The 24,805-nt window shown below is 70.1% G+C and carries 22 protein-coding genes and 1 riboswitch; of the genes, 6 read left to right on the forward strand and 16 right to left on the reverse strand.

From position 1 onward, the window contains the following. Positions 1–212 precede the first annotated feature (212 nt). A riboswitch (SAM riboswitch) is annotated at positions 213–329 on the reverse strand. Between the two features lie 138 nt (positions 330–467). The 5 genes from trpD to AB0D01_RS19780 form a co-directional block, all read right to left on the reverse strand. Continuing rightward, positions 468–1,532: an anthranilate phosphoribosyltransferase gene (gene trpD, locus AB0D01_RS19760; protein WP_363056885.1), complete on the reverse strand. Its 1,065-nt coding sequence runs from the start codon at positions 1,530–1,532 to the stop codon at positions 468–470. A gap of 179 nt (positions 1,533–1,711) precedes the next feature. After that, positions 1,712–3,343: a cytochrome bc complex cytochrome b subunit gene (locus AB0D01_RS19765; protein WP_363056887.1), complete on the reverse strand. Its 1,632-nt coding sequence runs from the start codon at positions 3,341–3,343 to the stop codon at positions 1,712–1,714. Further along, positions 3,340–4,398, reverse strand: a complete 1,059-nt coding sequence (locus tag AB0D01_RS19770) for a Rieske 2Fe-2S domain-containing protein (protein ID WP_363056889.1) — start codon at positions 4,396–4,398, stop codon at positions 3,340–3,342. The genes AB0D01_RS19765 and AB0D01_RS19770 overlap by 4 nt, the downstream gene beginning before the upstream one ends. After that, the gene (locus AB0D01_RS19775) at positions 4,395–5,204 is read right to left on the reverse strand and encodes a c-type cytochrome (protein ID WP_363056891.1); all 810 of its coding nucleotides are present in this window, start codon (positions 5,202–5,204) and stop codon (positions 4,395–4,397) included. The genes AB0D01_RS19770 and AB0D01_RS19775 overlap by 4 nt, the downstream gene beginning before the upstream one ends. Positions 5,205–5,281: 77 nt before the next feature. Continuing rightward, positions 5,282–5,902: a heme-copper oxidase subunit III gene (locus AB0D01_RS19780; protein ID WP_069919977.1), complete on the reverse strand. Its 621-nt coding sequence runs from the start codon at positions 5,900–5,902 to the stop codon at positions 5,282–5,284. Positions 5,903–6,089: 187 nt separating this feature from the next. Here AB0D01_RS19780 and AB0D01_RS19785 point away from each other — a divergent pair, with 187 nt between their 5' ends. Further along, a complete protein-coding gene (locus AB0D01_RS19785; protein ID WP_363056893.1) occupies positions 6,090–6,491 on the forward strand; it encodes a hypothetical protein in 402 nt (133 codons plus the stop codon). Positions 6,492–6,658: 167 nt separating this feature from the next. Here the strand turns inward: AB0D01_RS19785 and AB0D01_RS19790 are convergent, their stop codons facing one another. From AB0D01_RS19790 to coxB, 4 genes are all read right to left on the reverse strand, one after another. Next, positions 6,659–7,906, reverse strand: a complete 1,248-nt coding sequence (locus tag AB0D01_RS19790) for an Ig-like domain-containing protein (RefSeq protein WP_363056895.1) — start codon at positions 7,904–7,906, stop codon at positions 6,659–6,661. 127 nt (positions 7,907–8,033) lie between these two features. Next, the gene (locus AB0D01_RS19795) at positions 8,034–8,432 is read right to left on the reverse strand and encodes a cytochrome c oxidase subunit 4 (protein ID WP_363056897.1); all 399 of its coding nucleotides are present in this window, start codon (positions 8,430–8,432) and stop codon (positions 8,034–8,036) included. Further along, complete coding sequence (gene ctaD, locus AB0D01_RS19800) at positions 8,429–10,159, reverse strand: cytochrome c oxidase subunit I (RefSeq protein WP_363056899.1); 1,731 nt, start codon at positions 10,157–10,159, stop codon at positions 8,429–8,431. The genes AB0D01_RS19795 and ctaD overlap by 4 nt, the downstream gene beginning before the upstream one ends. Continuing rightward, the gene (gene coxB, locus AB0D01_RS19805; protein WP_363056901.1) at positions 10,156–11,130 is read right to left on the reverse strand and encodes a cytochrome c oxidase subunit II; all 975 of its coding nucleotides are present in this window, start codon (positions 11,128–11,130) and stop codon (positions 10,156–10,158) included. The genes ctaD and coxB overlap by 4 nt, the downstream gene beginning before the upstream one ends. Before the next feature lie 283 nt (positions 11,131–11,413). Here coxB and AB0D01_RS19810 point away from each other — a divergent pair, with 283 nt between their 5' ends. Continuing rightward, positions 11,414–12,793, forward strand: a complete 1,380-nt coding sequence (locus AB0D01_RS19810; RefSeq protein WP_363056903.1) for an aminotransferase class V-fold PLP-dependent enzyme — start codon at positions 11,414–11,416, stop codon at positions 12,791–12,793. A 124-nt stretch (positions 12,794–12,917) separates the two neighbouring features. Here AB0D01_RS19810 and AB0D01_RS19815 read toward each other — a convergent pair whose 3' ends face one another. Next, positions 12,918–13,895, reverse strand: coding sequence for a carbohydrate kinase family protein (locus AB0D01_RS19815; protein ID WP_363056905.1), 978 nt, complete (start codon positions 13,893–13,895; stop codon positions 12,918–12,920). A 132-nt stretch (positions 13,896–14,027) separates the two neighbouring features. Between AB0D01_RS19815 and AB0D01_RS19820 the strand changes: the two genes are divergently transcribed. Next, positions 14,028–14,243 carry a hypothetical protein gene (locus AB0D01_RS19820; RefSeq protein ID WP_363056907.1) on the forward strand — a complete coding sequence of 72 codons (216 nt, stop codon included), beginning with the start codon at positions 14,028–14,030 and terminating at the stop codon, positions 14,241–14,243. Positions 14,244–14,327: 84 nt separating this feature from the next. Further along, entirely contained in the window at positions 14,328–15,761 is a 1,434-nt protein-coding gene (locus tag AB0D01_RS19825; protein ID WP_363056909.1) for a hypothetical protein, read from the forward strand. Between the two features lie 118 nt (positions 15,762–15,879). Here the strand turns inward: AB0D01_RS19825 and erpA are convergent, their stop codons facing one another. Further along, positions 15,880–16,236: an iron-sulfur cluster insertion protein ErpA gene (gene erpA / locus AB0D01_RS19830; protein WP_030010511.1), complete on the reverse strand. Its 357-nt coding sequence runs from the start codon at positions 16,234–16,236 to the stop codon at positions 15,880–15,882. Between the two features lie 334 nt (positions 16,237–16,570). Here erpA and nadA point away from each other — a divergent pair, with 334 nt between their 5' ends. Further along, positions 16,571–17,758, forward strand: coding sequence for a quinolinate synthase NadA (gene nadA / locus AB0D01_RS19835; RefSeq protein WP_363056911.1), 1,188 nt, complete (start codon positions 16,571–16,573; stop codon positions 17,756–17,758). Between the two features lie 67 nt (positions 17,759–17,825). Here the strand turns inward: nadA and AB0D01_RS19840 are convergent, their stop codons facing one another. The 3 genes from AB0D01_RS19840 to AB0D01_RS19850 all read right to left on the reverse strand — a co-directional run bounded on the left by AB0D01_RS19840 (position 17,826) and on the right by AB0D01_RS19850 (position 22,690). Next, positions 17,826–20,939, reverse strand: coding sequence for an efflux RND transporter permease subunit (locus AB0D01_RS19840; RefSeq protein ID WP_363056913.1), 3,114 nt, complete (start codon positions 20,937–20,939; stop codon positions 17,826–17,828). A 179-nt stretch (positions 20,940–21,118) separates the two neighbouring features. Continuing rightward, a complete protein-coding gene (locus AB0D01_RS19845) occupies positions 21,119–21,838 on the reverse strand; it encodes a response regulator transcription factor (RefSeq protein ID WP_363056915.1) in 720 nt (239 codons plus the stop codon). A gap of 30 nt (positions 21,839–21,868) precedes the next feature. After that, positions 21,869–22,690, reverse strand: coding sequence for an adenosylcobinamide-GDP ribazoletransferase (locus AB0D01_RS19850; RefSeq protein ID WP_363056917.1), 822 nt, complete (start codon positions 22,688–22,690; stop codon positions 21,869–21,871). A gap of 70 nt (positions 22,691–22,760) precedes the next feature. On the opposite strand from AB0D01_RS19850, the gene AB0D01_RS19855 reads away from it, so the two are divergent. Next, complete coding sequence (locus AB0D01_RS19855; protein WP_363056919.1) at positions 22,761–23,576, forward strand: hypothetical protein; 816 nt, start codon at positions 22,761–22,763, stop codon at positions 23,574–23,576. A 101-nt stretch (positions 23,577–23,677) separates the two neighbouring features. Here the strand turns inward: AB0D01_RS19855 and AB0D01_RS19860 are convergent, their stop codons facing one another. Then, a complete protein-coding gene (locus AB0D01_RS19860; RefSeq protein WP_363056921.1) occupies positions 23,678–23,956 on the reverse strand; it encodes a hypothetical protein in 279 nt (92 codons plus the stop codon). Between the two features lie 13 nt (positions 23,957–23,969). Next, complete coding sequence (locus AB0D01_RS19865; protein ID WP_363056923.1) at positions 23,970–24,767, reverse strand: PspA/IM30 family protein; 798 nt, start codon at positions 24,765–24,767, stop codon at positions 23,970–23,972. Between the last annotated feature and the right edge of the window lie 38 nt (positions 24,768–24,805).

Here is a 24,805-nt window from a genome sequence, read left to right on the forward strand (position 1 = left end):
ATCTCCCGGCAGGCAGGGCTGAATGGCTTCGGTGTGCCCGTACGCGGATACGGCGGCGCGGCCGTCGGGGGTACGGGAAAGGCCTCGGAGGAGGAAGGCGGGTGCGCGGAGGCGACCCTGGTCCGAGGGGTGAAGAAGGGGCGGATTCGCCCTATCGCATTCGCTTGCTCACGGAAAAGCTCCTCGAGAGACCAGGACCCCTGGTGTCGAGGGATCCGCGCTTGCCGCAGGCCTTGCTGCCTACGACCTGGTCATCACCCGGGGCACCCCGCCACGGAAGGAGGGTTGCCGGACAGCAAGCCGGGGCCTAAACGCTGTCACTCGTGACCTGTGAGCATCTTGCCACAAGATCCTCCGAAGACAAGACCCCGGTCCGCCATGCGGACCGGGGTCTGTTCCTCCACGCCTCTTTCACGCCGTTCTCACCGCGGGCCGTCCGCGCGGCGGACGGCCCGCGCCCCGCGTGGTCAGGCGTTGCTGGCCGCCACCCAGCGCTCCAGGGCCGCACGGGCCGCGCCCGAGTCGATGGCCTCGGCCGCTCGGGCGATGCCCGCCGCGATCTGCTCCTCCAGCGAGCCCGTACCGGGGTCCAGGGCCACGAGCGCCGCCGCCGCGTTCAGGAGGACGGCGTCCCGTACGGGGCCGGTCTCGCCGGCGAACACCCGGCGCGCCACGTCCGCGTTGTAGGAGGCGTCCTCGCCGCGCAGCCGCGAGACGTCGACGAGCTCGATGCCGACGTCGCGCGGGTCGAAGGGCAGCTCGGTGACCGTGCCCTCGCGGACCCACCACACCCGGGAGGTGGCGGTCGTGGTCAGCTCGTCAAGGCCGTCGTCACCGCGGAAGACGAGCGCCGAGGAGCCGCGTTCGGCGAGGACGCCCGCCACGATGGGGGCCATCCGGGCGTCGGCGACGCCGGTGGCCTGGGCCCGCACCTTCGCCGGGTTGGTCAGCGGGCCGAGGAAGTTGAACGTGGTCCGGATGCCCAGCTCCTTGCGGGCGGCGGCCACGTGCCGCAGCGAGGGGTGGAACCGCACCGCGAAGCAGAAGGTGATGCCCGCCCGCTCGGCCACCCGGACCACCCCTTCCGGGGTCAGGTCCAGGTTGACGCCGAGCTTCTCCAGGACGTCGGAGGAGCCGGACGCCGAGGACGCGGCCCGGTTGCCGTGCTTGACGACCTTGGCGCCGGTTCCGGCCACGACGACCGCGGACATCGTCGAGATGTTGACGGTCTTCGCTCCGTCGCCGCCGGTGCCGACGATGTCCACCGTCCGGCCCGGGACCTCGATCAGGTTGGCGTGGTCGTACATCGCCCGGACGAGACCGTTGATCTCCGCCACGGTCTCGCCCTTGGCGCGCAGGGCGACCGCGAAACCGGCGATCTGCGCGTCGGTGGCCTCACCGCGCATGATCCGGTCCATGGCCCAGGCGCTGTCGTCGGCGGTGAGGTCCTGGCCGGTCAGCAGCGCGTCGAGGACGCCCGGCCAGCCACGGGCCGCCACGCTGTCGCCGCCTGCCGGGGTCGCAACGTTCATGGTCAGCTCCTGCTGTTGGTCGGCCACCCGATGTCGGGGTCCACGTCGAAATGGGAACGATCTCAGCCTATCCAGCGCCGGAGGAAGGCGAAGAGCCCCGTCCAGACACTGGACGGGGCTCTCGCCGTGGCGACACCAGGATTGACCTGAATCAATCCCTCAAGCTGTCATGCCGGAGATCAGTGGTGGCCGTGGCCGCTCTGGATCTCCTTGTACTCCTCGACGGTGGGCTTCGGGATCTGGTTGCCCTCCGCGAACATGCCCTTGCTGAGCTTCACGCGCAGCTTCTCCGTGGCCGTCACCTTGCGCTCGACACCGTTCTCGTCGACCGTCGGGCCGATCTCGAGCGGCTCGTACTGATCGTGCGAGGTGAGCGTGTGCAGCTTCGCCTGCGAGAGCGGCTCGTGGACCTCGACGAACTCACCGTGCGGCAGACGCTTGATGATGCCGGTCTCGCGACCGTGCAGCACCTTGTCGTGGTCCCGGCGCTGGAGGCCGAGGCAGATCCGCTTGGTGGCGATGAAGGCCAGGACCGGGACGACGAAGAAGCCGATCCGGACGAACCAGGTGATCGAGTTGATCGACAGGTGGAAGTACTGGGCGAACATGTCGTTGCCGCCGCCGATGAGGAGCACGATGTACTCCGAGATCCAGGCGACACCGAAGGCCGTACGGGTCGGGGCGTTGCGCGGGCGGTCCAGGATGTGGTGCTCGCGCTTGTCCCCGGTGACCCAGGACTCGATGAACGGCCAGACGGCGATGGCGCCCAGGACCAGCGGGAAGAGCACCAGCGGGATGAACACGCCCAGGACGAGCGTGTGGCCCCACAGGTTGATCTCCCAGCCCGGCATGGCTCGGATGAGGCCTTCCGGCATACCCATGTACCAGTCGGGCTGCGCGCCGGTGGACACGTGGTCCGGACGGTACGGGCCGAGCGCCCAGATCGGGTTGATCGAGGCGATCGCCGCGATGGCCGCGATGACACCGAAGACCAGGAAGAAGAAGCCTCCGGCCTTGGCCATGTAGACCGGCAGCAGCGGCATGCCGACGACGTTCTTCTCGGTCTTGCCGGGGCCGGCGTACTGGGTGTGCTTGTGGAACACGACCAGGATCAGGTGCGCGACCAGCAGACCCATCATGATGCCGGGCAGCAGCAGGATGTGGACCGAGTAGAAGCGTGCGACGAAGTCGCCGCCCGGGAACTCGCCGCCGAACAGGAACATCGACAGGTAGGTGCCGACGATCGGGACGGAGAGGATGGCGCCCTGCATGAAGCGGACACCGGTACCCGAGAGCAGGTCGTCCGGCAGGGAGTAACCGGTGAAGCCGGTGAACATGCCGAGGACCAGCAGCAGGAAGCCGAAGATCCAGTTGACCTCGCGCGGCTTGCGGAACGCGCCCGTGAAGAACACGCGCATCATGTGCACGACCATGGCCGCGACGAAGATGAGCGCCGCCCAGTGGTGGATCTGTCGGATGAGCAGACCACCGCGGACGTCGAAGCTGATGTCCAGGGTCGAGGCGAAGGCCTCGGACATCATGACGCCCTGCATCGGCACGTACGAGCCGTGGTACTCCACCTCGTTCATGCTCGGGTGGAAGAACAGCGTCAGGTACACACCCGTGAGGATGATGATGATGAAGGCGTAGAGGCAGATCTCACCCAGCATGAAGGACCAGTGGTCCGGGAAGATCTTGCGCATGTTCGCCTTGGCGAGGGTGTAGATGCCCAGGCGGCCGTCCGCCCAGTCCGCTACGCGCTCGCCGGCCGGCGCTTTGCGCGCCGTCTTGGACTCGGTGGCAGTGCTCATCCGCGCTCCCAGAATGCAGGACCGACGGGCTCGTCGAAGTCGCCGTGCGCCTCGAGGAAGCCTTCGTCATTCACGCCGATCCGCAGCTGCGGAAGGGCGTGACCGGCCGGGCCGAAGATGACACGGGCGCCGTCGGAGAGGTCGAAGGTGGACTGGTGGCACGGGCAGAGCACGTGGTGCGTCTGCTGCTCGTACAGGCTGATCGGGCAGCCGACGTGGGTGCAGATCTTGGAGAAGGCCACGATGCCGTCGTGGGACCACTCCAGTTCCTTCTTGTCCTTGATGTCCTCCGGCTGGATACGGACGATCATCAGGGCGGCCTTGGCGATCTGCACCTGGAAGTCGTGCTGGTCCTCCTCCAGGCCTTCCGGCATGGCGAAGGTCAGCGAACCGACCAGGACGTCCTCGGGACGCAGCGGCTCCATCGTGTTCTGGTTGATGAGCAGCTTGCCCTTGGACCACAGGGTCTTGCGGAGCTTGTCCTCGGGCAGCGGGCCGAGGTCGCGCATGATCACGAGGGCCGACAGCGGCAGCATGGACAGCGCGCCGATCATCGTGTTCTTGATCAGGGGGCGGCGGGCGATGCCGGACTCGTTCGCACCATCGGCGAAGTCCTGCATGACCTGCGCCTTGACCTCCGGCGAAGCGGCGATCTCGTGACGGTCGTCGGCGACCTCCACGTCGGACATCAGGGTGCGGGCCCAGTGGACCGCGCCCGCGCCGATGCAGAACAGAGCCACGCCCAGGGTCAGGCCCAGGGCGAAGTTCAGGGCGCTCACCTTCCCGATGGGCAAGATGTAGACGATCTTGTCGACCGGCAGGGCCACGTACGACGCGATGAAGCCGACCGTGGCCAGCATCGACAGCGTGAACAGCATCGCGACCGTGCGCTCGGACCGCTTGGCGGCCCGCTCGTCGATGTCCTGGATGCGCGGCTTGTGGACCGGGAGGCCGGGGTCGGCGAACGGGTCGTCCGCGACCGCCACGCCGGCGTGGTGCGCGTCGCCCTGCTCGCTCGGCAGGTGCTTCTCTTCGGGAATGTCTTGGCTACTCATGACTTCTTGGCCTTAGCGGTGTGGGCCGCGACCCAGACGGCGACAGCGATCAACGCACCCAGACCGAAGATCCAGCCGAACAGACCCTCGGAGACGGGGCCGAGGCCACCGAGCTTGAGGCCACCGGGGTTCGTCGACTTCTCGCCGTTGACGTTCTGGAGGTACGCGATGATGTCCTTCTTCTGCTTCTCCGGCATGGTGCTGTCCGGGAAGGAGGGCATGTTCTGCGGGCCGGTGAGCATGGCCTCGTAGATGTGCTTCGGCGAAACGTCCTCGAGGTTCGGGGCGTACTTGCCGTTCGTCAGCGCGCCGCCCTCGCCGGTGAAGTTGTGGCACTGCGCGCAGTTGTTGCGGAAGAGCTCACCACCGTTGGCGATGTCGGCACCAGCCGGGTCGTACTGCTTCTCGTGGGGCGTGATCGGACCGGCGCCGAGCGACGCGATGTACGCCGCGAGCTGGTCGATCTGGGCCTGGGAGTAGATGTTCGGCTTCTTCGGCACCTGCGCGCCGGGCTGCTGGGCCGGCATGCGGCCCGTGCTCACCTGGAAGTCGACGGCCGCGGAGCCGACGCCGACCAGGCTGGGGCCGTCGGACGAACCCTGACCGCCGGTCCCGTGGCAGCTTGCGCAACCCACGGCGTAGAGCTTCTTGCCCTCCTCGATGGCGAGGGACTGGGCGGTTTCATCGGCCTGCGCCTTGCTCGCGGGCGCGAAGGCGGCGTACAGCCCCCCAGTGACCGCCAGCGCGAAGAGTAGAACGACGACCGCCGCCAGCGGATGGCGTCGTCGTGCGGAGAGCTTTTTCACGGATTACCCCGGTGTCAGGATCTTCTGCGTCGGTGTTTCTGGATGGAGTGCCGGGCGCGGGCCCGGCGACGTGTTCGCTACTTGATCAGGTAGATCGTGGCGAAGAGGCCGATCCAGACGACATCGACGAAGTGCCAGTAGTAGGACACGACGATGGCCGACGTGGCCTGTTCGTGGGTGAACCTCTTGGCCGCGTACGTCCGGCCGAGGACCAGCAGGAAGGCGATGAGACCGCCCGTCACGTGCAGACCGTGGAAGCCGGTGGTCAGGTAGAAGACCGAGCCGTACGGGCCTGACGAGAGAGACATGCCCTCGTGCTTGACCAGCTCGGTGTACTCGAACACCTGGCCGCCAATGAAGATCGCACCCATGACGAACGTGATGATGAACCACGTCCGGAGCTTCTTCACGTCACCGCGCTCGGCGGCGAATACGCCGAGCTGGCAGGTGAGCGAGGAGAGCACCAGGATCGTGGTGTTCGTCGCCGAGAAGGGCAGGTTCAGGCTCGATGCCTGCTCTGTCCAGTACTCGGCGCCCGTCACGGATCGCAGGGTGAAGTACATCGCGAAGAGGGCCGCGAAGAACATCAGCTCGGAACTCAACCAGATGATGGTTCCGACGCTGACGAGGTTCGGCCGGTTGACCGTCGGGTGCGCGTGCCCGGTATCTACTGTCGTTGCTGTCGCCACGACCGACATTATGTCGGTCGCTTATCCCGCCCTCACCCCGGGGGGTGCCGTTCGGAGTGTCAGGGGCGTGCGCTAGGCCCGAACGGCCCATCAGACGAGTGATCGGGAGGCTGTCCGAACCGATGTTGACAGCCGGTCGGACGGAGTAGCATCCCGCGCATCATCAGCGTGATTCACGGACACGTGGAGGAACGAAATGCGGGCGACTGCGCGGGTTCTGGTCTACAGCGACGACGCGGGCACCCGGGAGCAGGTGCGGCTGGCGGCCGGGCGCAGGCCGGCGGCGGACCTGCCGCCGGTGGAGTTCCTGGAGTGCGCCACGCTTCCGGCGGTTCTCAAGGAACTGGACGCGGGCGGCGTCGACGTGTGCGTGTTGGACGGCGAGGCGGTCCCGGCCGGGGGCATGGGCGTGTGCCGGCAGATCAAGGACGAGATCTTCCGGTGCCCCCCGGTGCTGCTGCTGATGGGGCGCCCGCAGGACGCCTGGTTGGCCACCTGGAGCCGCGCGGACGCCGCCGTCACCCTTCCGGTGGATCCGGTGGACTTCCCCGAGGTCCTGGCGGGCCTCCTGCGCTCCCGGCTGTCCCTGGACGCCTGAGCGGCGCGCGAGGGGCCCCCGAGGGCCTCTCCGGGGCCACGCGGTCCCTGCGGCCCCCGCGGCGCCCCACAACGCCCCACGGGCGCCCGTACGGACGCCCGTGGGGTCTGGTCCCGCCCGATCCCGCCCGGCGCCGCGTCGGCCCGGCCGTCGGATCGGGCGCGCGGCTACACGGTGGGGCGCAGGCGGGCCTGGTCGAGGGGGCTGCGGCCTTCCTGGGTGCCCTTCAGGAGGGCGCTGCCCTCGCGCCATTCCTTCCAGTCCATGTTCCAGTCGCCGTAGCCGTTCCCGAAGGTGTCCATGTCGTCGCCGATGCTGTTGATCACCTTGACGATGTCGCCCTCGGTGATGTTCTCGTAGAACCAGGCGGCGTTGCCGGTGCTCATGCCGGTGCAGCCGTGGCTGACGTTCTCGTAGCCGTGGGAGCCGATGGACCACGGCGCGGCGTGCACGTATTCACCGCTCCACGTCACCCGCGTGGCGTAGTAGACGGGCAAGTTGTAGTACTCGCTGCCGCCGATGCCGACGGTGTCGCCGCGCATCTGGACGAAGTACTGCTTCCCGAGCACCACCTTGACCCCGTTGCGGGTGGAGAAGCCCGGCTTCCCGGTGGTCACCGGAATGGTGTTGATCACTTCTCCGTTGCGCTCGAACGTGAGGTAGTGCGAGGAGGCGTCGGTGGTGACCTCCACGCGGTCGCCGATCTCCAGCTTCACCGGCTTGGACGCGGTTCCGTGGAGCTCGTCGCCGATCTTGACGCCCTCCAGGTTGCTCCGTACGGAGACCTCGGTGTTCGCGGGCCAGTAGTCCTTCGGGCGGTAGTGCAGGTTCTTGTCGTCGACCCAGTGCCAGGCGCCCTCGACTCCGCTGGGCGCGTCGACGACCAGGCCGCGTTCGACGAGGGCCCGTTGGGCCTTGTCCTTGACGGGCTCGCTGAGTTCGGCGGTGAAGGGCTGTCCGACGCCGTACGTCCCCCCGTCCGGGCCGAACTCGACCTGGAGGACCTTCTTGGCCGGGGTGGTGTCGAAGGCCAGCGTGCGGCGCCCCGAGGCGCCGCGTTCGTCCTCGGTGCCCACGGTGACGGTGTAGTGGACGCCCGCGGCCATCGGGGCGGTGCTGTGCCAGCGGTCGCCCTTCGCCGAGAGTTCACCCGCCAGACGCCGCCCGTGGGTGTCCACGACGGTCACGTCGGTCAACCGGGTCCGGGGGGCCTTGACGGTGACCTCCAGGGGCTTGTCGGGATCGACGGCCCGACCACCGGCGGTCCGGTTGAAGGCGACCTGGTCCGCCGCGTCGTACGGGCGGACGGACAGCGGGTTGTCCTCTTCCGACCCGCACGCGGTGGCGCCGGCACCGAGGGACGCGACCAGCAGGGAGCAGCCGATGACCGTCCAGAGACGCGGTGAGTGCTTCATGGAGCCAACGCTATGAAGATATGACATTTACGGCGCGCGGGGTGACTGCAAACGAGGGGCCCGGACTCCTCCGAAAAGGTGTCCGGGCCCCTCAAGGCGTCACGGCGTCGCCGTGCCGTACTGCTCGTTACTGGTTCTGGTTCTCACCGCGGTAGTACTCGTACACCCAGCCCCACAGGCCGATCAGGATGATCGGGGCCGAGAAGTACATGAGCCACCAGCCGAAGACGACGCCCATGAAGGCGAGCGCGCCACCGATCGCCAGCGAGAGCGGCTGCCAGCTGTGCGGGGCGAAGAACCCCAGCTCGCCCGCCTCGTCGGCGACGTCGGCCTCCAGGTTGTCCTGGGCCATCTCGTCCACGCGCTTGGCCGTGAAGGCCAGGTAGTAGCCGATCATGGCGCTCAGGCCGAAGGCCAGCGCGAGAGCGGTGGTGCCGACCGGCTCCTTCGACCACACGCCGTACACGACGGTCATGATCAGGATGAAGACGGCGAGCCAGAGGAACATCTTGCCCTGGATCTTCACTTGCCGGCCTCCTTGCCACCGGTGACGGCCTTGGTGCCGGCGCTGTGGTCCTCGAGGTGGTCGAGGGCAGCGATCTCCGGGTGGTGCAGGTCGAACGCCGGCGATTCACTGCGGATGCGCGGCAGGGTGAGGAAGTTGTGCCGCGGCGGCGGGCAGGAGGTCGCCCACTCCAGCGAACGGCCGTAGCCCCACGGGTCGTCGACCTCGATCTTCTTGCCGTACTTGGCGGTCTTCCAGACGTTGTACATGAACGGAAGCATCGACAGGCCGAGCAGGAACGAGCTGATCGTGGAGATCGTGTTCAGCGCGGTGAAGCCGTCGGCGGCGAGGTAGTCCGCGTAACGACGCGGCATGCCCTCGGCACCGAGCCAGTGCTGCACCAGGAAGGTGCCGTGGAAGCCGATGAACAGCGTCCAGAAGGTGATCTTGCCCAGGCGCTCGTCCAGCATCTTGCCCGTGAACTTCGGCCACCAGAAGTGGAAGCCGGAGAACATCGCGAAGACCACGGTGCCGAAGATGACGTAGTGGAAGTGCGCGACGACGAAGTACGAGTCGGAGACGTGGAAGTCCATCGGGGGCGAGGCCAGGATGACGCCGGTCAGACCACCGAAGGTGAAGGTGATCAGGAAGCCGACGGCCCAGAGCATCGGGGTCTCGAAGGACAACGAGCCCTTCCACATGGTGCCGATCCAGTTGAAGAACTTCACACCGGTCGGTACCGCGATCAGGAAGGTCATGAAGGAGAAGAACGGCAGCAGCACACCACCGGTGACGTACATGTGGTGGGCCCACACCGTCACGGACAGACCGGCGATCGCGATCGTCGCGGCGATCAGACCGATGTAACCGAACATCGGCTTGCGCGAGAAGACCGGGATGACCTCGGAGATGATGCCGAAGAACGGCAGCGCGATGATGTACACCTCTGGGTGTCCGAAGAACCAGAAGAGGTGCTGCCACAGGAGTGCGCCACCGTTGGCCGCGTCGAAGACGTGCGCACCGAACTTCCGGTCGGCCTCCAGCGCGAAGAGCGCGGCGGCGAGGACCGGGAAGGCGAGCAGGACCAGGACACCGGTCAGCAGGACGTTCCAGGTGAAGATCGGCATGCGGAACATCGTCATGCCGGGAGCGCGCATGCAGATGATCGTGGTGATGAAGTTGACCGAACCGAGGATCGTGCCGAAGCCGGAGAAGGCCAGACCCATGATCCACATGTCGGCGCCGATGCCCGGCGAGCGGACGGCGTCCGACAGCGGGGAGTAGGCGAACCAACCGAAGTCGGCGGCACCCGAGGGGGTGACGAAGCCGGCCACCGCGATGGTCGAGCCGAAGAGGTACAGCCAGTACGCGAACATGTTCAGCCGCGGGAACGCCACGTCGGGCGCGCCGATCTGCAGCGGCATGATCCAGTTGGCGAAGCCCGCGAAGAGCGGGGTGGCGAACATCAGCAGCATGATCGTGCCATGCATGGTGAACGCCTGGTTGAACTGCTCGTTCGACATGATCTGCGTGCCCGGACGGGCCAGCTCGGCGCGCATGAACAGCGCCATGACGCCGCCGATGATGAAGAACACGAACGACGTGACCAGGTACATCGTGCCGATGGTCTTGTGGTCGGTCGTGGTAAGCCACTTCACGACCACGTTACCCGGCTGCTTGCGCCTGACCGGCAGCTCGTTCTCGTACGAGTCGGCGGCGGCACCCTGGGATTCGTTGAGGATGCTCACAGTTTGTTCGTCTCCGCATTCCGGGCCGGGTCAGTCTGCTTGATGCCGGCCGGCAGGAAGCCGGTCTGACCCTTCTCCGCCAGCTCCTTGAGGTGCGCCTTGTACTCCGCCGGAGAGACGACCTTCACGTTGAAGAGCATGCGGGAGTGGTCGACACCACACAGCTCGGCACACTTGCCCATGAAGGTGCCTTCCTGGGTCGGGGTGACCTCGAAGACATTGGTGTGGCCGGGGATCACGTCCTGCTTGAACAGGAAGGGCACCACCCAGAAGGAGTGGATGACGTCGTTCGACGACAGGATGAAGCGGACCTTCTCGCCCTTGGGCAGGTAGAGGGTCGGCCCCGGGTTGTTGGTGTCCGGGTTCCGGTCGCCGGGAACGCCCTTCTCGTAGACGCCTTCGGCGCCCGCGGGGAAGGCCTTGGTGTAGCGGTCCGGCAGGGTGGCGAGTTCCTTCGGAACCACGCCCGCCTTCGGCGTCGCGGCGTCACCGTCGACGTTCTCGACGTAGTTGAAGCCCCAGCTCCACTGGAAGCCGATCACGTTGATCGTGTGCGCCGGCTTGGCGGAGAGGGAGAGCAGCTTCGACTCGTCACGCGCGGTGAAGTAGAAGAGCACCGAGACGATGATGAGCGGGACCACGGTGTACAGCGCCTCGATCGGCATGTTGTACCGGGTCTGCGCGGGGACCTCGATCTTCGTCCGGCTACGCCGGTGGAAGATGACGCTCCACATGATCAGGCCCCACACCAGGATGCCCGTGATGAGAGCGGCCGCCCAGGATCCCTGCCACAGGGAGAGGATGCGAGGCGCCTCCTCCGTGACCGGGGTGGGCATTCCGAGGCGGGGGAAGTCTTTCCAGGTGTACGAGCAACCAGTGGCGGTCGCCAGGACCACGCCCGCAGTCAGCGCCTGCAGCAGCTTCCGCCGCATCGGGCGCCGCGGCGAGCGGTCGGAGCCGTAGGGACTCACGTAGCGCCTTCCCGAGAGTCTCGGCCCGCGCGGCCGGCCGCGGCCGTGTTCGGGTCGGTCGCCGGCCCTGACGCAGGCAGGGGTTTGGATGTTTATGCGGACCAAACCCTACTGGACGCTATTTGGGGTCGCGCGGGGAGGGTGCCCAACGCGCCGCTACTGCCCCCGAAGGGATGGATCCGCCGTACGGGGGACGGTCCATACGGCCCTGAACCGCGGGCTCGGCGGGACATCTGACGGACCCTGACCCGGACCCGCCGAACGCCCGGGTTAGCGTGGCCCGATGCCCTACTTCGACACCGCGTCCGCCGCCCCGCTGCACCCCGTCGCCCGGCAGGCGTTGCAGGCCGCACTGGACGAGGGCTGGGCGGATCCGGCCAGGCTCTACCGCGAGGGGCGCCGGGCACGACTGTTGTTGGACGCGGCCCGGGAGGCGGCGGCCGAGGCGGTGGGCTGTCGCGCCGACGAGCTCGTGTTCACTCCTTCGGGGACGCACGCGGTTCACACGGGGGTGGCGGGGGTCCTCGCCGGGCGCCGGCGTGTCGGCGACCGACTGGTCGTGTCCGCGGTCGAACACAGTTCTGTACTCCACGCGGCGGAGCTGCACGCGGCGGACGGCGGGACGGTGACGGAGGTCGCGGTGGACCGCTTCGGCGCGGTGACGCCCGACGGGTACGCCGCCGCGCTCGGCGAGGGCACGGCGCTGGCCTGCCTCCAGTCGGCCAACCACGAGGTGGGCACGGTCCAGCCGGTCGCGGAGGTCGCCGAGCTGTGCGCCGGGGCCGGGGTCCCCCTTCTGGTGGACGCGGCGCAGTCGCTGGCCTGGGGACGGGTGCAGGCCGACTGGTCGGTGCTGACGGGCAGTGCGCACAAGTGGGGCGGGCCGCCCGGGGTGGGGCTCCTCGCGGTCCGCAAGGGGGTCCGCTTCTCCCCCCAAGGGCCCGCCGACGAAAGGGAGTCGGGCCGCTCCCCCGGTTTCGCCAACCTGCCGGCGATCGTCGCCGCGGCGGCCTCGCTGCGGGCGGTGCGGGCGGAGGCCGACACGGAGGCGGCGCGGCTGCGGGTGCTGGTGGACCGGATCCGGCGGCGGGTCGCCCGGCTGGTGCCGGACGTGGAGGTCGTCGGCGACCCGGACCGGCGGCTGCCGCACCTGGTCACCTTCTCCTGCCTGTACGTCGACGGCGAGAGCCTGCTGCACGAACTGGACCGGGCGGGCTACTCCGTCTCCTCCGGGTCCTCCTGCACCAGCTCGACGCTGACCCCCAGTCACGTGCTGCGGGCGATGGGGGTGCTGTCGGAGGGGAACGTACGGGTGTCCCTGCCGGTCGGGACCTCCGCCGACGAGGTCAACGGCTTACTGGAGGTGTTGCCGGGCGCGGTGGCCGGCGTCCGGGAGAAGCTGGGGGTCGGGGAGCCGGTGACGGTCGCGCCGGTGGCGGAGTCCCTGGAGCTGGACGCCCTCGGGCTGCGCTGCCCGCAGCCGGTGATCGAGCTGGCCCGGGCGATCGGGCGGGTGCCGGTCGGGGGCACCGTGACCGTCCTGTCGGACGACGAGGTCGCGCGGCTGGACATCCCGGCGTGGTGCGCGATCCGCGGCCAGGCGTACCTCGGCGAGGCCGACGCCCCCGCCGGAGTGGCGTACACGGTCCGCCGCCTGGTCTGACGCCCCGGCCGGCCGCCGCGCCGGCCGCGTCCTCCCCCGGGGCCGGCCCCGCTCCCGAACGCCGACGCCCGCGCCGCGGCCGGGGGCCGAGCGGCGCGGGCGAGGCGTCGAGGGAGGGGTCGGATCAGACCGTCAGGTGCGCCCGCACCTCGGCGGCGGCGTCGTCCCCGTAGGCCTTCGTGAAGCGCTCCATGAAGTGGGCGCGCGCCAGGGTGTACTCCTGCGTGCCCAGGGTCTCGATCACGAGCGTCGCCAGCATGCAGCCCACCTGCGCGGCCCGCTCCAGGCCGACGCCCCAGCCAAGGCCGGTCAGGAAGCCCGCGCGGAACGCGTCGCCGACGCCGGTCGGGTCGACCTTCGCGGTCTCCTCGGGGCATCCGACCAGGATGGGCTCGTGCCCGACGCGCTCGATGCGCACGCCCTGCGATCCCAGGGTGGTGACCCGGGTGCCGACCTTCGCGAGGATCTCCTCGTCGGTCCAGCCGGACTTCGACTCGATGAGCCCCTTCTCGTACTCGTTCGAGAAGAGGTAGGTCGCGCCCTCCATCAGGGTGCGGATGTTCTCGCCGTCCATGCGCGCGATCTGCTGCGAGAAGTCCGCGGCGAAGGGGATGCCGCGCGTACGGCACTCCTCCGTGTGGCGGAGCATCGCCTCGGGGTCGTCGGCGCCGATGAGGACGAGGTCCAGCCCGCCCACGCGGTCGGCGACGGCCTTCAGCTCGATCTGTCGGGCCTCGCTCATCGCGCCCGTGTAGAAGGAGCCGATCTGGTTGTGGTCGGCGTCCGTCGTGCAGACGAAGCGCGCGGTGTGCAGGACCTCGGAGATCCGCACGGATTCGGTGTCGACGCCGTGCCGGTCGAGCCAGGCGCGGTACTCGTCGAAGTCCGAGCCGGCGGCGCCGACGAGGATCGGGCGGCTGCCGAGCTGCCCCATGCCGAAGCAGATGTTCGGGCCGACCCCGCCCCGCCGCACGTCGAGGTTGTCGACGAGGAAGGAGAGGGAGACCGTGTGGAGCTGATCGGCGACGAACTGGTCGGCGAAGCGGCCCGGGAAGGTCATGAGGTGGTCGGTGGCGATGGAGCCGGTGACTGCGATGCGCACGGCGTGGATGCTCCTGCGGAGGACGGCGAGGGGACAGTCAAAGCTACCCGGTCACGGACCCCCGGCCGACCGTACGAAACTACCCCGTAGTAGGACTTCCTTCGCTCGCGGTGGCGTGCCTAACGTGCCCCCATGACCTATACCGATGGCTTCGGGTACGCCGAGTACACCGCCGACGCCCGTCCCGGCTTCGCGCGACTGCTCGGCGACTGCGCACGGATGGCACCACACTGGCCGGTCCCGCACGAGCCGCGACCGGCCCGGGTCGACCCCTCCCGGATCCACGGCGTGCGCGTCCCGCCGGCCTCCGCGCGTCTGATCGCCTCCACCGCGGCGTACGGCGACTGACCCGACCGGACCCGGGGAACCGGTTCGGCGTCCGCCGCGTCACACCCGCATCACGTACGGCGGGACACGCGAAGGAGCGAATCGGTGACCAGCGAACAACCCGACACAGCACGCCCCACACGACGGCGGCCGTCCTGGGCCATCGGCTCGGTCGCGGCCGCCGTCCTCCTGGCCGGCGGCGGTACGGCCTACTGGGCGACGACGGCCCACGGCGACGCCTCGACCGGCGGCGGCCGTACGGGTGACAGCGCGGCCTCGGCGCCCCGCGCGGCCGGCACCCCCTCCGGCCCCGGCATCGCGCCCGGCGAGCCGGACCCCTCCGGCGGCGCGGTGGTCTACCGGGCCGAGACGAAGCTGCCCGAGGGACCGGGCACCGCGCCCTCCTTCGCCGCGTCCGGTGAGGTCACCTCCGACGAGGTGGCCCGGCTCGCGAAGTCCCTCGGCATCGCGGGCATCCCCCGGCTGAGCGGCGACACCTGGACGGCCGGCGAGGTCGCCGACGGCTCCGGCCCCCGACTCACCGTGACCCGCAAGGCCCCCGGCACCTGGAGCTTCACCCGCTTCCAGGCGGCCGGCGCCGGCGACGACTGCGTACGGGGCAAGGACACCTGCGGCCCGGCCACCCTCCCGCAGGCCGCCGACGGCGCGGCCGGCGGGCCGGTGTCCGAGCAGGCGGCCAAGGCCGCCGCCGCGCCGGTGCTGGCCGCCGCCGGACAGGCCGACGCCAAGGTGGACGCCCACCTCACCCAGGGCGCGGTGCGGGTGGTGAGCGCCGACCCGGTGGTGGGCGGGCTGCCGACCCAGGGCTGGTCGAGCAAGGTGAGCGTGGGCGCCGACGGTCAGGTCGTGACGGGCAGCGGTGAGCTGAAGGCCCCGGTCCGGGCGGCCGAGCAGGCGGTGGTCGGGGCCGTCGAGGCGCTGGCCCGGCTCAACGAGGCCGGCAAGGGCGGCGACGGTACGGGCCCGGGCCCCAGCGGCTGCGCCACGTCCGTCCCGCTGACCCCGGACACCCCGACGGGGGCCACGGACACGCTGCCCTGCAACCCGGAGCCGCGCCCGATGAAGCCGCCGCGGACCGAGACGGTCCGCAGCGCCGTGCTGGGGCTGGCGCCGGGAACGGTCGACGGCGGCCGGGGGCTCGTACCGGCCTGGCTGTTCGAGGTGGCGGGCAAGGCGGGGGCCCCGGGCCGCACGGTGGTCCAGCCGGCCGGCGCCGACGAGGGCGCCAAGACCGCCCCGGTCCCGCCGGCGGGACGGACGGTGCCCGGGTTCTCGTACGCCGCAGCCGACCGGAAGCTGACCGTGAACTTCTGGGGCGGGGCGTGCAGCACCTACGCCCTGGAGGTGCGGGAGGAGGCCGCCTCGGTGATGGTGAAGATCACGGACACGCCCACCAACCCCGGTCAGGCCTGCATCCTGATCGCGCAGGACATGTCCCTGACGGCGGACCTGAAGCAGCCGCTCGGCGACCGCAAGGTGGTCGACGCGACGACGGGCAAGCCGCTGACCCGCCAGTGAGCGGGAGCGGCTGAACGGGAACGGCCGAACGGACGAAGGCCTCGGTGCCGGTCGGGATCGACCGGCACCGAGGCCTTCGTCGTACGGGTCCGGCCGCGAGGGCCGGACCCGCCGCTGCCTAGCTGAACGAGTCGCCGCAGGCGCAGGAGCCGGTGGCGTTCGGGTTGTCGATGGTGAAGCCCTGCTTCTCGATGGTGTCGACGAAGTCGATCGAGGCGCCGTGCAGGTACGGGGAGCTCATCCGGTCCGTGACGACCTTCACGCCGTCGAAGTCCTTGACGACGTCGCCGTCGAGGGAGCGCTCGTCGAAGAAGAGCTGGTAGCGCAGGCCGGAGCAACCGCCGGGCTGGACGGCGACGCGCAGCGCGAGGTCATCGCGGCCTTCCTGCTCCAGCAGGGTCCTGACCTTCTCGGCGGCGGCGTCGGACAGGAGGATGCCGTCGCTCACAGTGGTCTTGTCGTCCTGTACGGACATCTGCATTCACTCCCGAAGTGGGCGGCTCCCCGCCGGAGGCTGGGGAAACGTCGGACTCTTGCCGTCGGTGGCAACCAGCCGGTCCACGGATTCATTCCGGATCCGGCTCCTTGTTTCAGACATTCATGCTCGCACACCCACGCGGAGCGGTGGACCCCTCGACGAGGGACGGTGGAGAGAGCCCTCCGGGACGGGCGAATGCGTCACATCGACACGAGCGGCCATCGTCAAAGTGACGTGAACCGGTTATGATAGATAGCGTCATATAGACGAGAAGTCGTGAGTGAAGTCGAAGCGAAGGCTTCGGGATTTCCCTTGTCGCGGAACAGAAAGGGTGCGTGTCGTGACCACCGCCCAGCCTTTGGACGTCCAGCCGACGCCCCTTGCCCTGCTGCTGCTCGGCCGTGAGGCCGACCCCAAGAGCGAGCGCGGGGTGGAGTGCCCCGGCGACCTGCCCTCGCCGTCCGACCCGAACCTGGTGGCCCGCGCCCGCGCGGCCAAGGAGAAGCTCGGGGACAAGGTGTTCATCCTCGGACACCACTACCAGCGTGACGAGGTCATCGAGTTCGCCGACGTCACCGGTGACTCCTTCAAGCTGGCCAAGGACGCGGCCGCCAAGCCGGAGGCCGAGTACATCGTCTTCTGCGGCGTGCACTTCATGGCCGAGTCCGCGGACATCCTCACGTCCGACGACCAGAAGGTCGTCCTGCCCGACCTGGCCGCCGGCTGCTCGATGGCCGACATGGCCACCGCCGAGCAGGTCGCGGAGTGCTGGGACGCGCTGACGGACGCCGGCATCGCCGACGTCACGGTGCCCGTCTCGTACATGAACTCCTCCGCCGACATCAAGGCCTTCACCGGCAAGCACGGCGGCACGATCTGCACCTCGTCCAACGCGAAGAAGGCCCTGGACTGGGCCTTCGAGCAGGGCGAGAAGGTGCTCTTCCTGCCGGACCAGCACCTGGGCCGCAACACCGCCGTCCGCGACATGGGCATGTCCCTGGACGACTGCGTGGTCTACAACCCGCACAAGCCGAACGGCGGCCTGACCGTCGAGCAGCTGCGCGGCGCCAAGATGATCCTGTGGCGCGGGCACTGCTCGGTGCACGGCCGGTTCTCGGTCGACTCGGTCAACGACGTGCGCGAGCGCATCCCGGGCGTGAACGTCCTCGTCCACCCGGAGTGCAAGCACGAGGTCGTGGCCGCCGCCGACTACGTCGGCTCGACGGAGTACATCATCAAGGCCCTGGAGGCGGCCCCGGCCGGCTCGAAGTGGGCCATCGGCACGGAGCTGAACCTGGTCCGCCGCCTGGCGAATCGTTTCGCGGCGGAGGACAAGGAGGTCGTCTTCCTCGACAAGACGGTCTGCTTCTGCTCGACGATGAACCGCATCGACCTGCCGCACCTGGTGTGGACCCTGGAGTCCCTGGCCGAGGGCAACCTCGTCAACCGCATCCAGGTCGACAAGGAGACCGAGAGCTTCGCGAAGCTCGCGCTGGAGCGGATGCTCTCGCTCCCGTAGCGGAGCCCGCACACGCCCCGAAGGGCGCCCGGCCCAGGGCCGGGCGCCCTTCGGCGTTTTCCGCGGGTCAGACCTTGGCCGGGGTCTCCTCGGCGGCCGTGGGCGACGGGACCACCGAGAGACGGGCCGTCTTCTTCGCGCGGCGGCGTTCCTTGCGCAGTTCGACCATCGTGTAGAGGGTCGGCACCAGGAGCAGCGTCAGCAGGGTGGAGCTGACCAGGCCGCCGATGACCACGACGGCGAGCGGCTGCGAGATGAACCCGCCCTCGCCGGTGACGCCGAGCGCCATCGGCAGCAGGGCGAAGATCGTCGCCAGGGCCGTCATCAGGATCGGACGGAGCCGGTGCCGGCCGCCCTCGACGACCGCCTCGATCACGCCCAGGCCCTGGGCGCGGTACTGGTTGACGAGGTCGATCAGGACGATCGCGTTGGTCACGACGATGCCGATGAGCATCAGCATGCCGATCATCGCCGGGACGCCCAGCGGGGTGCCGGTGACGATGAGCAGGCCCAGCGCGCCGGTGGCGGCGAAGGGGATGGAGACCAGCAGGATCAGCGGCTGGATCAGCGAGCGGAACGTCGCGACCAGCAGCATGAACACGATCGCGATGGCCGCGAGCATGGCCAGGCCCAGCGAGCCGAAGGCCTCGTCCTGGTCTTCGGAGACCCCGCCGATGGAGGCGGTGGCTCCCTCGGGCAGGTCCAGCGCCTTGAGCCTGGTCTGGAGCGCGGAGCTGATGGCACCGGTGTTCTCACCGACCGGCTTGGCCGTGATGGTGGCGGCGCGGGCGCCGTCGATCCGGGTCATGGCGACCGGGCCGGGAACCACCTTGACCTCGGCGATGTCGCCGAGCCGGACGGGGCCGACGGGCAGGGCCTGGAGTTCGGCGAGGGTGGAGGCCGGGTGGGCGGAGCGTACGACGATGTCCCGCTCGGTGTTCTCCAGTACGGCCTTGCCCACCGGGTTGCCGCGTACGGCCTGGGCGACGACCGCGCCGAGCGCCATCTGGTTCAGGCCCGCCTCGGCGGCCTTGGGGGTGGCGGTGACGGAGATGCGGGGCACGGACTGGGCCAGGTCGCTCTGGACGTCGGTGACGTCGTCGAGGGTGGCGACCTCGGCGCGGACCTGCTCGGCGGCCCGGGCGAGCACGCCGGCGTCCCCGGCCTTGACGACCACGCTCAGGTTCTGGCCGCCGAAGCCGCCGCCCGCCGAGAGGGAGGTGTCGCCGATGCCGTCGAGGCCGGCCAGGGCGTCCTGGATGCGCCGCTTGACGGCGTCGGACTCGCCGGCGTCCTCCAGGGTGACCTGGAAGGAGGCCTGGTTGGTGCCCGTACCGCCGCCGAAGGCCGCGAGGAAGCCGGAGGAGCCGACGGTGACCTGGTGGTCCTTGACCCCGTCGACGGAGTCGAGGGCCTTCTCCACCTTGCGGGCGGCCTCGTCGGAGGCGGCCAGGGAGGTGCCGACGGGCAGCTGCTGCTTGACCGTCAGGACGTCCTGGTCGCCCTGGTCGAAGAAGTTGGTCTTCAGCAGCGGGGTCATCCCGAAGGTGACGACCAGCACCACGATCGCGATGGCCACGCTGGTCAGCCGGCGGCGGGTGGCGAAGCCCAGGACCCGTACGTAGAGCTTCTGGAGGCGGCTGCGCGCCTCCTTCTCCTCGGCCTCGCGGCGGGCCCGCTCCGGGTCCTCGGAGGTGCCCTTGGGGGCGCGCAGGAACCAGAACGACAGCACCGGCACCACGGTGAGGGAGACCAGCAGCGAGGCCAGCAGGGCGGCGGTGACGGTGAGCGAGAAGGAACCGAACAGTTCGCCGATCATGCCGCCGACCAGGCCGATCGGCAGGAAGACGGCGACGGTCGTCAGGGTGGAGGAGGTGACCGCGCCGGCGACCTCCTTGACCGCGGTGACGATCGCGGCCTCGCGCTCCTCGCCGTAGCCGAGGTGGCGCTTGATGTTCTCCAGGACCACGATCGAGTCGTCCACGACACGGCCGATGGCGATGGTGAGCGCGCCCAGCGTCAGCATGTTGAGGGACAGGTCCCGGGTCCACAGCACGATCAGGGCGAGGACCACGGACAGCGGAATGGAGACCGCGGTCACCAGGGTCGAACGGATCGAGGTCAGGAACACCAGGATCACGATGACCGCGAAGACCAGGCCGAGGAGGCCCTCGGTGGTGAGGCCCGAGATGGAGCGGGCGACGGCGGGACCCTGGTCGCTGACGACGGTCAGCTCGGCGCCGGAACCGAGGGTGGAGCGCAGTTCGGGGAGCTTGTCCTTGACGGCGTCGGAGATCGCGACGGCGCTGCCGTCCTTGTCCATGGTCAGGACGAGGGCGAGGCTGGGCTTGCCGTTGGTGCGGGTGAGGGAGTCGGCCTTGGCGGGTTCCTGCCTGACGGTGGCCACGTCGCCGAGGCGGACGGCGCCCTTGCCGGGGCCGGCGGTCAGGCGCAGGTCCTCCAGCTGCGCGAGGGATCCGTAGCCGGAACCGACGCGGACGGTGCGGTTCTTGCCCTCCTCGTCGAAGGAGCCGGCGGGGACGGCCGCGCCGCCCGCCTTGAGGCCCTCGGAGAGCTTCGCGGCGTCGAGTCCGGCGGCGGCGAGCTTCGCGTCGTCGGGGGTGACCGTGACCTGGATGTCGCGCACGCCGTCCACGCTGACCTGGCCGACGCCGTCGACGTCCTCCAAGGCGGGGACCACGGAGCGGTTCAGCTGGTCGGCGAGGGCCTGCTGGTCCTTGTCGGAGGTGACGGCCAGGACGACGGTGGGGATGTCGTCGGTGGAGCCGGCCACGACCTGCGGGTCGACCTCGGCGGGCAGCCTGACGCGGGCCCGGTTGACGGCCTGCTGGACGTCGGCGACGAGCTGCTTGGTGCCGCTGTCGCCGTAGTCGAAGGTGGCCCGGATGAGGGCGTTGCCCTCACTGGCGGTCGAGGTGATGCCCGTGATGCCGTCGACGCCCTTGAGGGTGGCCTCGATCGGCTCGACGACCTGCTTCTCCACCACGTCGGGCGAGGCGCCCTGGTAGGGCGCGAGCACGGAGACCATCGGCAGTTCGATGGACGGCAGCAGCTGCTGCTTGAGCTGGGGAATGGCTATGGCGCCGAAGAGGAGCGCCACGATCGACACGAGGCCGACCAGCGCTCTTTGGGCGAGGCTGAAGCGGGACAGCCAGGACATGGGTGGGATCTCTCTGCAGGGGCGGACACGAGGTGGTGCCGTCGGGCACGCGCGAGGCTCCTCAGCCTCGCGCACGCGATGACGCCCCTGCGTCGTTCCCGGGGAGTGTCCTTATGTGCGGCATACCGCGTCCGCAGTACTCCGCCGTACTGCGCCCCGCCGGTCGGCGGGGCGGCGGCTCACTCGGAGCGGGGCCGGACCAGTCCCGACTCGTACGCGACGACCACCAGTTGCGCCCGGTCGCGGGCGCCGAGCTTGGCCATGGCCCGGTTGACGTGCGTCTTGACGGTCAGGGGGCTGACCTCCAGGCGGGTGGCGATGCCGTCGTTGGAGAGTCCGGCGGCGACGTGGACGAGGACCTCGCGCTCGCGTCCGGTCAGCGTGGCGAGGCGTTCGGCGTGCGCGGACCCCCCGGCGGGTGCTTCGGCGGGGCCGCCCTGGGCGAGGAAGCTGGCGATGAGCCCCTTGGTCGCGGCCGGGGACAGGAGGGCCTCGCCGGCGGCGGCGACGCGGATGGCGTTGAGCAGTTCGTCGGGCTCGGCGCCCTTGCCGAGGAAGCCGGAGGCGCCGGCGCGCAGGGCCTGGACCACGTACTCGTCGACCTCGAAGGTCGTCAGCATGACGACGCGGACGGCGCACAGCGCCGGGTCGGCGGTGATCATGCGGGTGGCGGCGAGTCCGTCGGTGCCGGGCATCCGGATGTCCATGAGGACCACGTCGGCCCGCCGGTCGCGGGCCAGGGCGTAGGCCTCGGCCCCGTCGGAGGCCTCGCCGACGACCTCCATGTCGGGCTCCGAGTCGACCAGCACCTTGAACGCGCTGCGCAGCAGGGCCTGGTCGTCGGCGAGGAGCACCCGGATGGGGTTCCCGTCGTGCGTCTGGTCCACGGTGTCGTCCACCCCCCGAGGGTACGTGTCCGGCGCCGGGCCTCAGCCCAGGGCGAGGACCACGAGGGCGGTGGTGACGGCGCTCTCGCAGAGCGCGCCGAAGACGTCGCCGGTGACTCCGTCGAAGCGGCGGACGCAGCGGCGCAGCAGCAGTTCGGCGACGAGCAGGGCGAGCAGGACGGCGGCGACCTGGCGGACGGCGGCGAGCGGTCCGGCCGCCAGGCCCGCCAGGCCGGCCAGGACGAGGACCAGGGCGGTGACGGCGGCGGCCGTGCGGCGGGGCACGACGCCGGCGACGGCCGCGCCCAGTCCTTCGGGCCGGGCGGCGGGCACGCCGTCGCGGGAGGCCAGGGTCATGGCGAGGCGGCCGACGACGGCGGCGGTGACGACGGCGAGGGCGCCGCGGGTCCAGTCGTCGGCGTAGGCGTGGGCGAGGGCGGCGACCTGGACGAGCAGGGCGAGGACCAGGGTGACGACGCCGAAGGGGCCGATGTCGGACTGCTTCATGATCCGCAGGGCGGACTCGGCGGGCTTGGCGCTGCCCAGCCCGTCGGCGGTGTCGGCCAGGCCGTCGAGGTGCAGGGCGCGGGTGAGGGCGGCCGGGACGGCGACGGTGAGCGAGGCCGCGAGGAGGGCGCCGCCGCCGAGGGCGAGCAGCAGCGTGCCGGCCAGGGCGGCGAGCAGGCCGAGGACGAGGCCGGCGAGGGGGGCGCAGGCCATGCCGGTGCGGGCGGCGGGGCGGTCCCAGCGGGTGATCCGGGCGGGCAGCACGGTGAGCGTGCCGAAGGCGAAGCGGATCCCGTCGGGGAGGGAGGCCCGCTCGCCGGGGGGCGCCGGCTCCGGATCGTCGATCGAATCTGTCATCGGCGCGAACGCTACCCGCTTACGGTGGGCGTTAAATTACGCATTAGATGTCAAATCGGGAGCTGGTGTCGTGGGTCACTGGTGGTATCGCAACATCATCGAGCCGGGGAAGCTCCCGTTGCTGCTGGCGTTGCTGGCCTTCGTGACCTCGTTCCTGGTCACGCGCGTGATCACGCGGCTCATCCGGGCCGGGAAGGGTCCGTTCAAGAACATCACGCCGGGCGGGCTGCACGTCCACCACGTGGTGCCGGGCGTGGTGCTGGTGATCGTGGGCGGGTTCGGGGCGATCGGCAGCTCCCGGCACAGCTTCGGGGCGGGGCTGTCGGCCGTGCTGTTCGGGCTGGGCGCCGGGCTGGTGCTGGACGAGTTCGCGTTGATCCTGCACCTGGACGACGTCTACTGGAGCGAGCAGGGCCGCAAGAGCGTGGAGATCGTCGTGCTGACGGCCGCCGTGGTCGCCCTGGTCCTGGGCGGCTTCCTGCCCTTCGGCGTCAACGAGCTCACCGTGGACGAGCGGCACAGCCGGGGCCTGGTGGTCATGAACACCGCGACGAACTTCTTCCTGGCCCTGGTCGCCCTGTGGAAGGGGAAACCGCGCACCGCGGTGTTCGGGACGGTCATCCCCTTCGTCGCGCTGATCGGCGCCGTCCGCCTGGCCCGACCCGATTCGCCCTACGCGCGGAAGTTCTACGCGAACCGGCCGCGGGCCCGCGCCAAGGCGGGGCTGCGGGCCTTCCACCACGACCGGCGCTGGGCGCGACCGCGCCGCCGGTTCGAGAACTTCATCGGCGGGACCCCGGACCCGGACCACCGCTCCGCGAAGCCCGACGCGCACGCCGCCCCGGACCGACCCGAACCGGACCGCTCCGAGCGCGAACGGCCGTGACGGGACGGCCGTGACGTCCCCGGGCCGGGAACGGCGAAGGGCCCGCCTTCCCGGGTGTTCCGGGCGCGGGCCCCGCGCGGGTCGGTGTCAGGTGTCAGGTGTCAGCCCGGGATCAGGCCGTCGTCACGGAGCATCCGCCTGACCTCCTCCAGCGTGGCGTCCGGGGCGGGGAGGATCAGCTCCGACGGCTCCAGCGCCTCGTCCGGGAGCGGCGTGCCCAGGCTCCGCACGGCGCCGAGGAGCGCGCCCAGCGTGCGCCGGAAGCCCGCCTCGTCGCCGCTCTCCATCTCCGCGAGGAGTTCGTCGTCCAGCCTGTTGAGCTCGGCGAGGTGGCCGTCGGCCAGCTCCACCTGCCCCTCCCCCATGATGCGGACAATCATGACGGACCCCGTCCTACTGCTTGTCGAACCGGTGCCGGTTCTCGGACTGCGGCCGGGCGTCGCCCTGGGCGCCGCCCTCGATGGCCTGCTGCTGCGCGGACGGACCGCCCGCCAGCTCGGCCTTCATGCGCTGGAGCTCCAGCTCCACGTCAGTGCCGCCGGAGAGCCGGTCGAGCTCGGCCTGGATGTCGTCCTTGGAGCCGAGGCCGCTCTGGTCGTCCAGGGCGCCCGAGGCGAGCAGCTCGTCGATCGCGCCGGCGCGCGCCTGGAGCTGGGCCGTCTTGTCCTCGGCCCGCTGGATGGCCAGACCGACGTCGCTCATCTCCTCCGAGATGCCGGAGAAGGACTCGGCGATGCGGGTCTGCGCCTGCGCGGCCGTGTAGGTGGCCTTGATGGTCTCCTTCTTCGTACGGAAGGCGTCCACCTTGGCCTGGAGGCGCTGGGCGGCGAGCGTCAGCTTCTCCTCCTCGCCCTGGAGGGTCTGGTGCTGCACCTCCAGGTCGCTGACCTGCTGCTGGAGCGCGGCGCGACGGGAGAGGGCCTCGCGGGCGAGGTCCTCTCGCCCCAGGGCGAGCGCCTTGCGGCCCTGGTCCTCCAGCTTGGAGGACTGCCCCTGGAGCTGGTTGAGCTGGAGTTCGAGGCGCTTGCGGGAGGTCGCCACGTCGGCGACGCCCCGGCGGACCTTCTGGAGCAGCTCCAGCTGCTTCTGGTAGGAGTAGTCGAGGGTCTCGCGCGGGTCCTCGGCCCGGTCCAGGGCCTTGTTCGCCTTCGCGCGGAAGATCATCCCCATACGCTTCATGACACCGCTCATGGGCTTCGCGCGCCCCCTTCTGACGGACTTCGCTCCAG

Source organism: Streptomyces sp. NPDC048606, assembly GCF_040650855.1.
GTDB lineage: Bacteria > Actinomycetota > Actinomycetes > Streptomycetales > Streptomycetaceae > Streptomyces.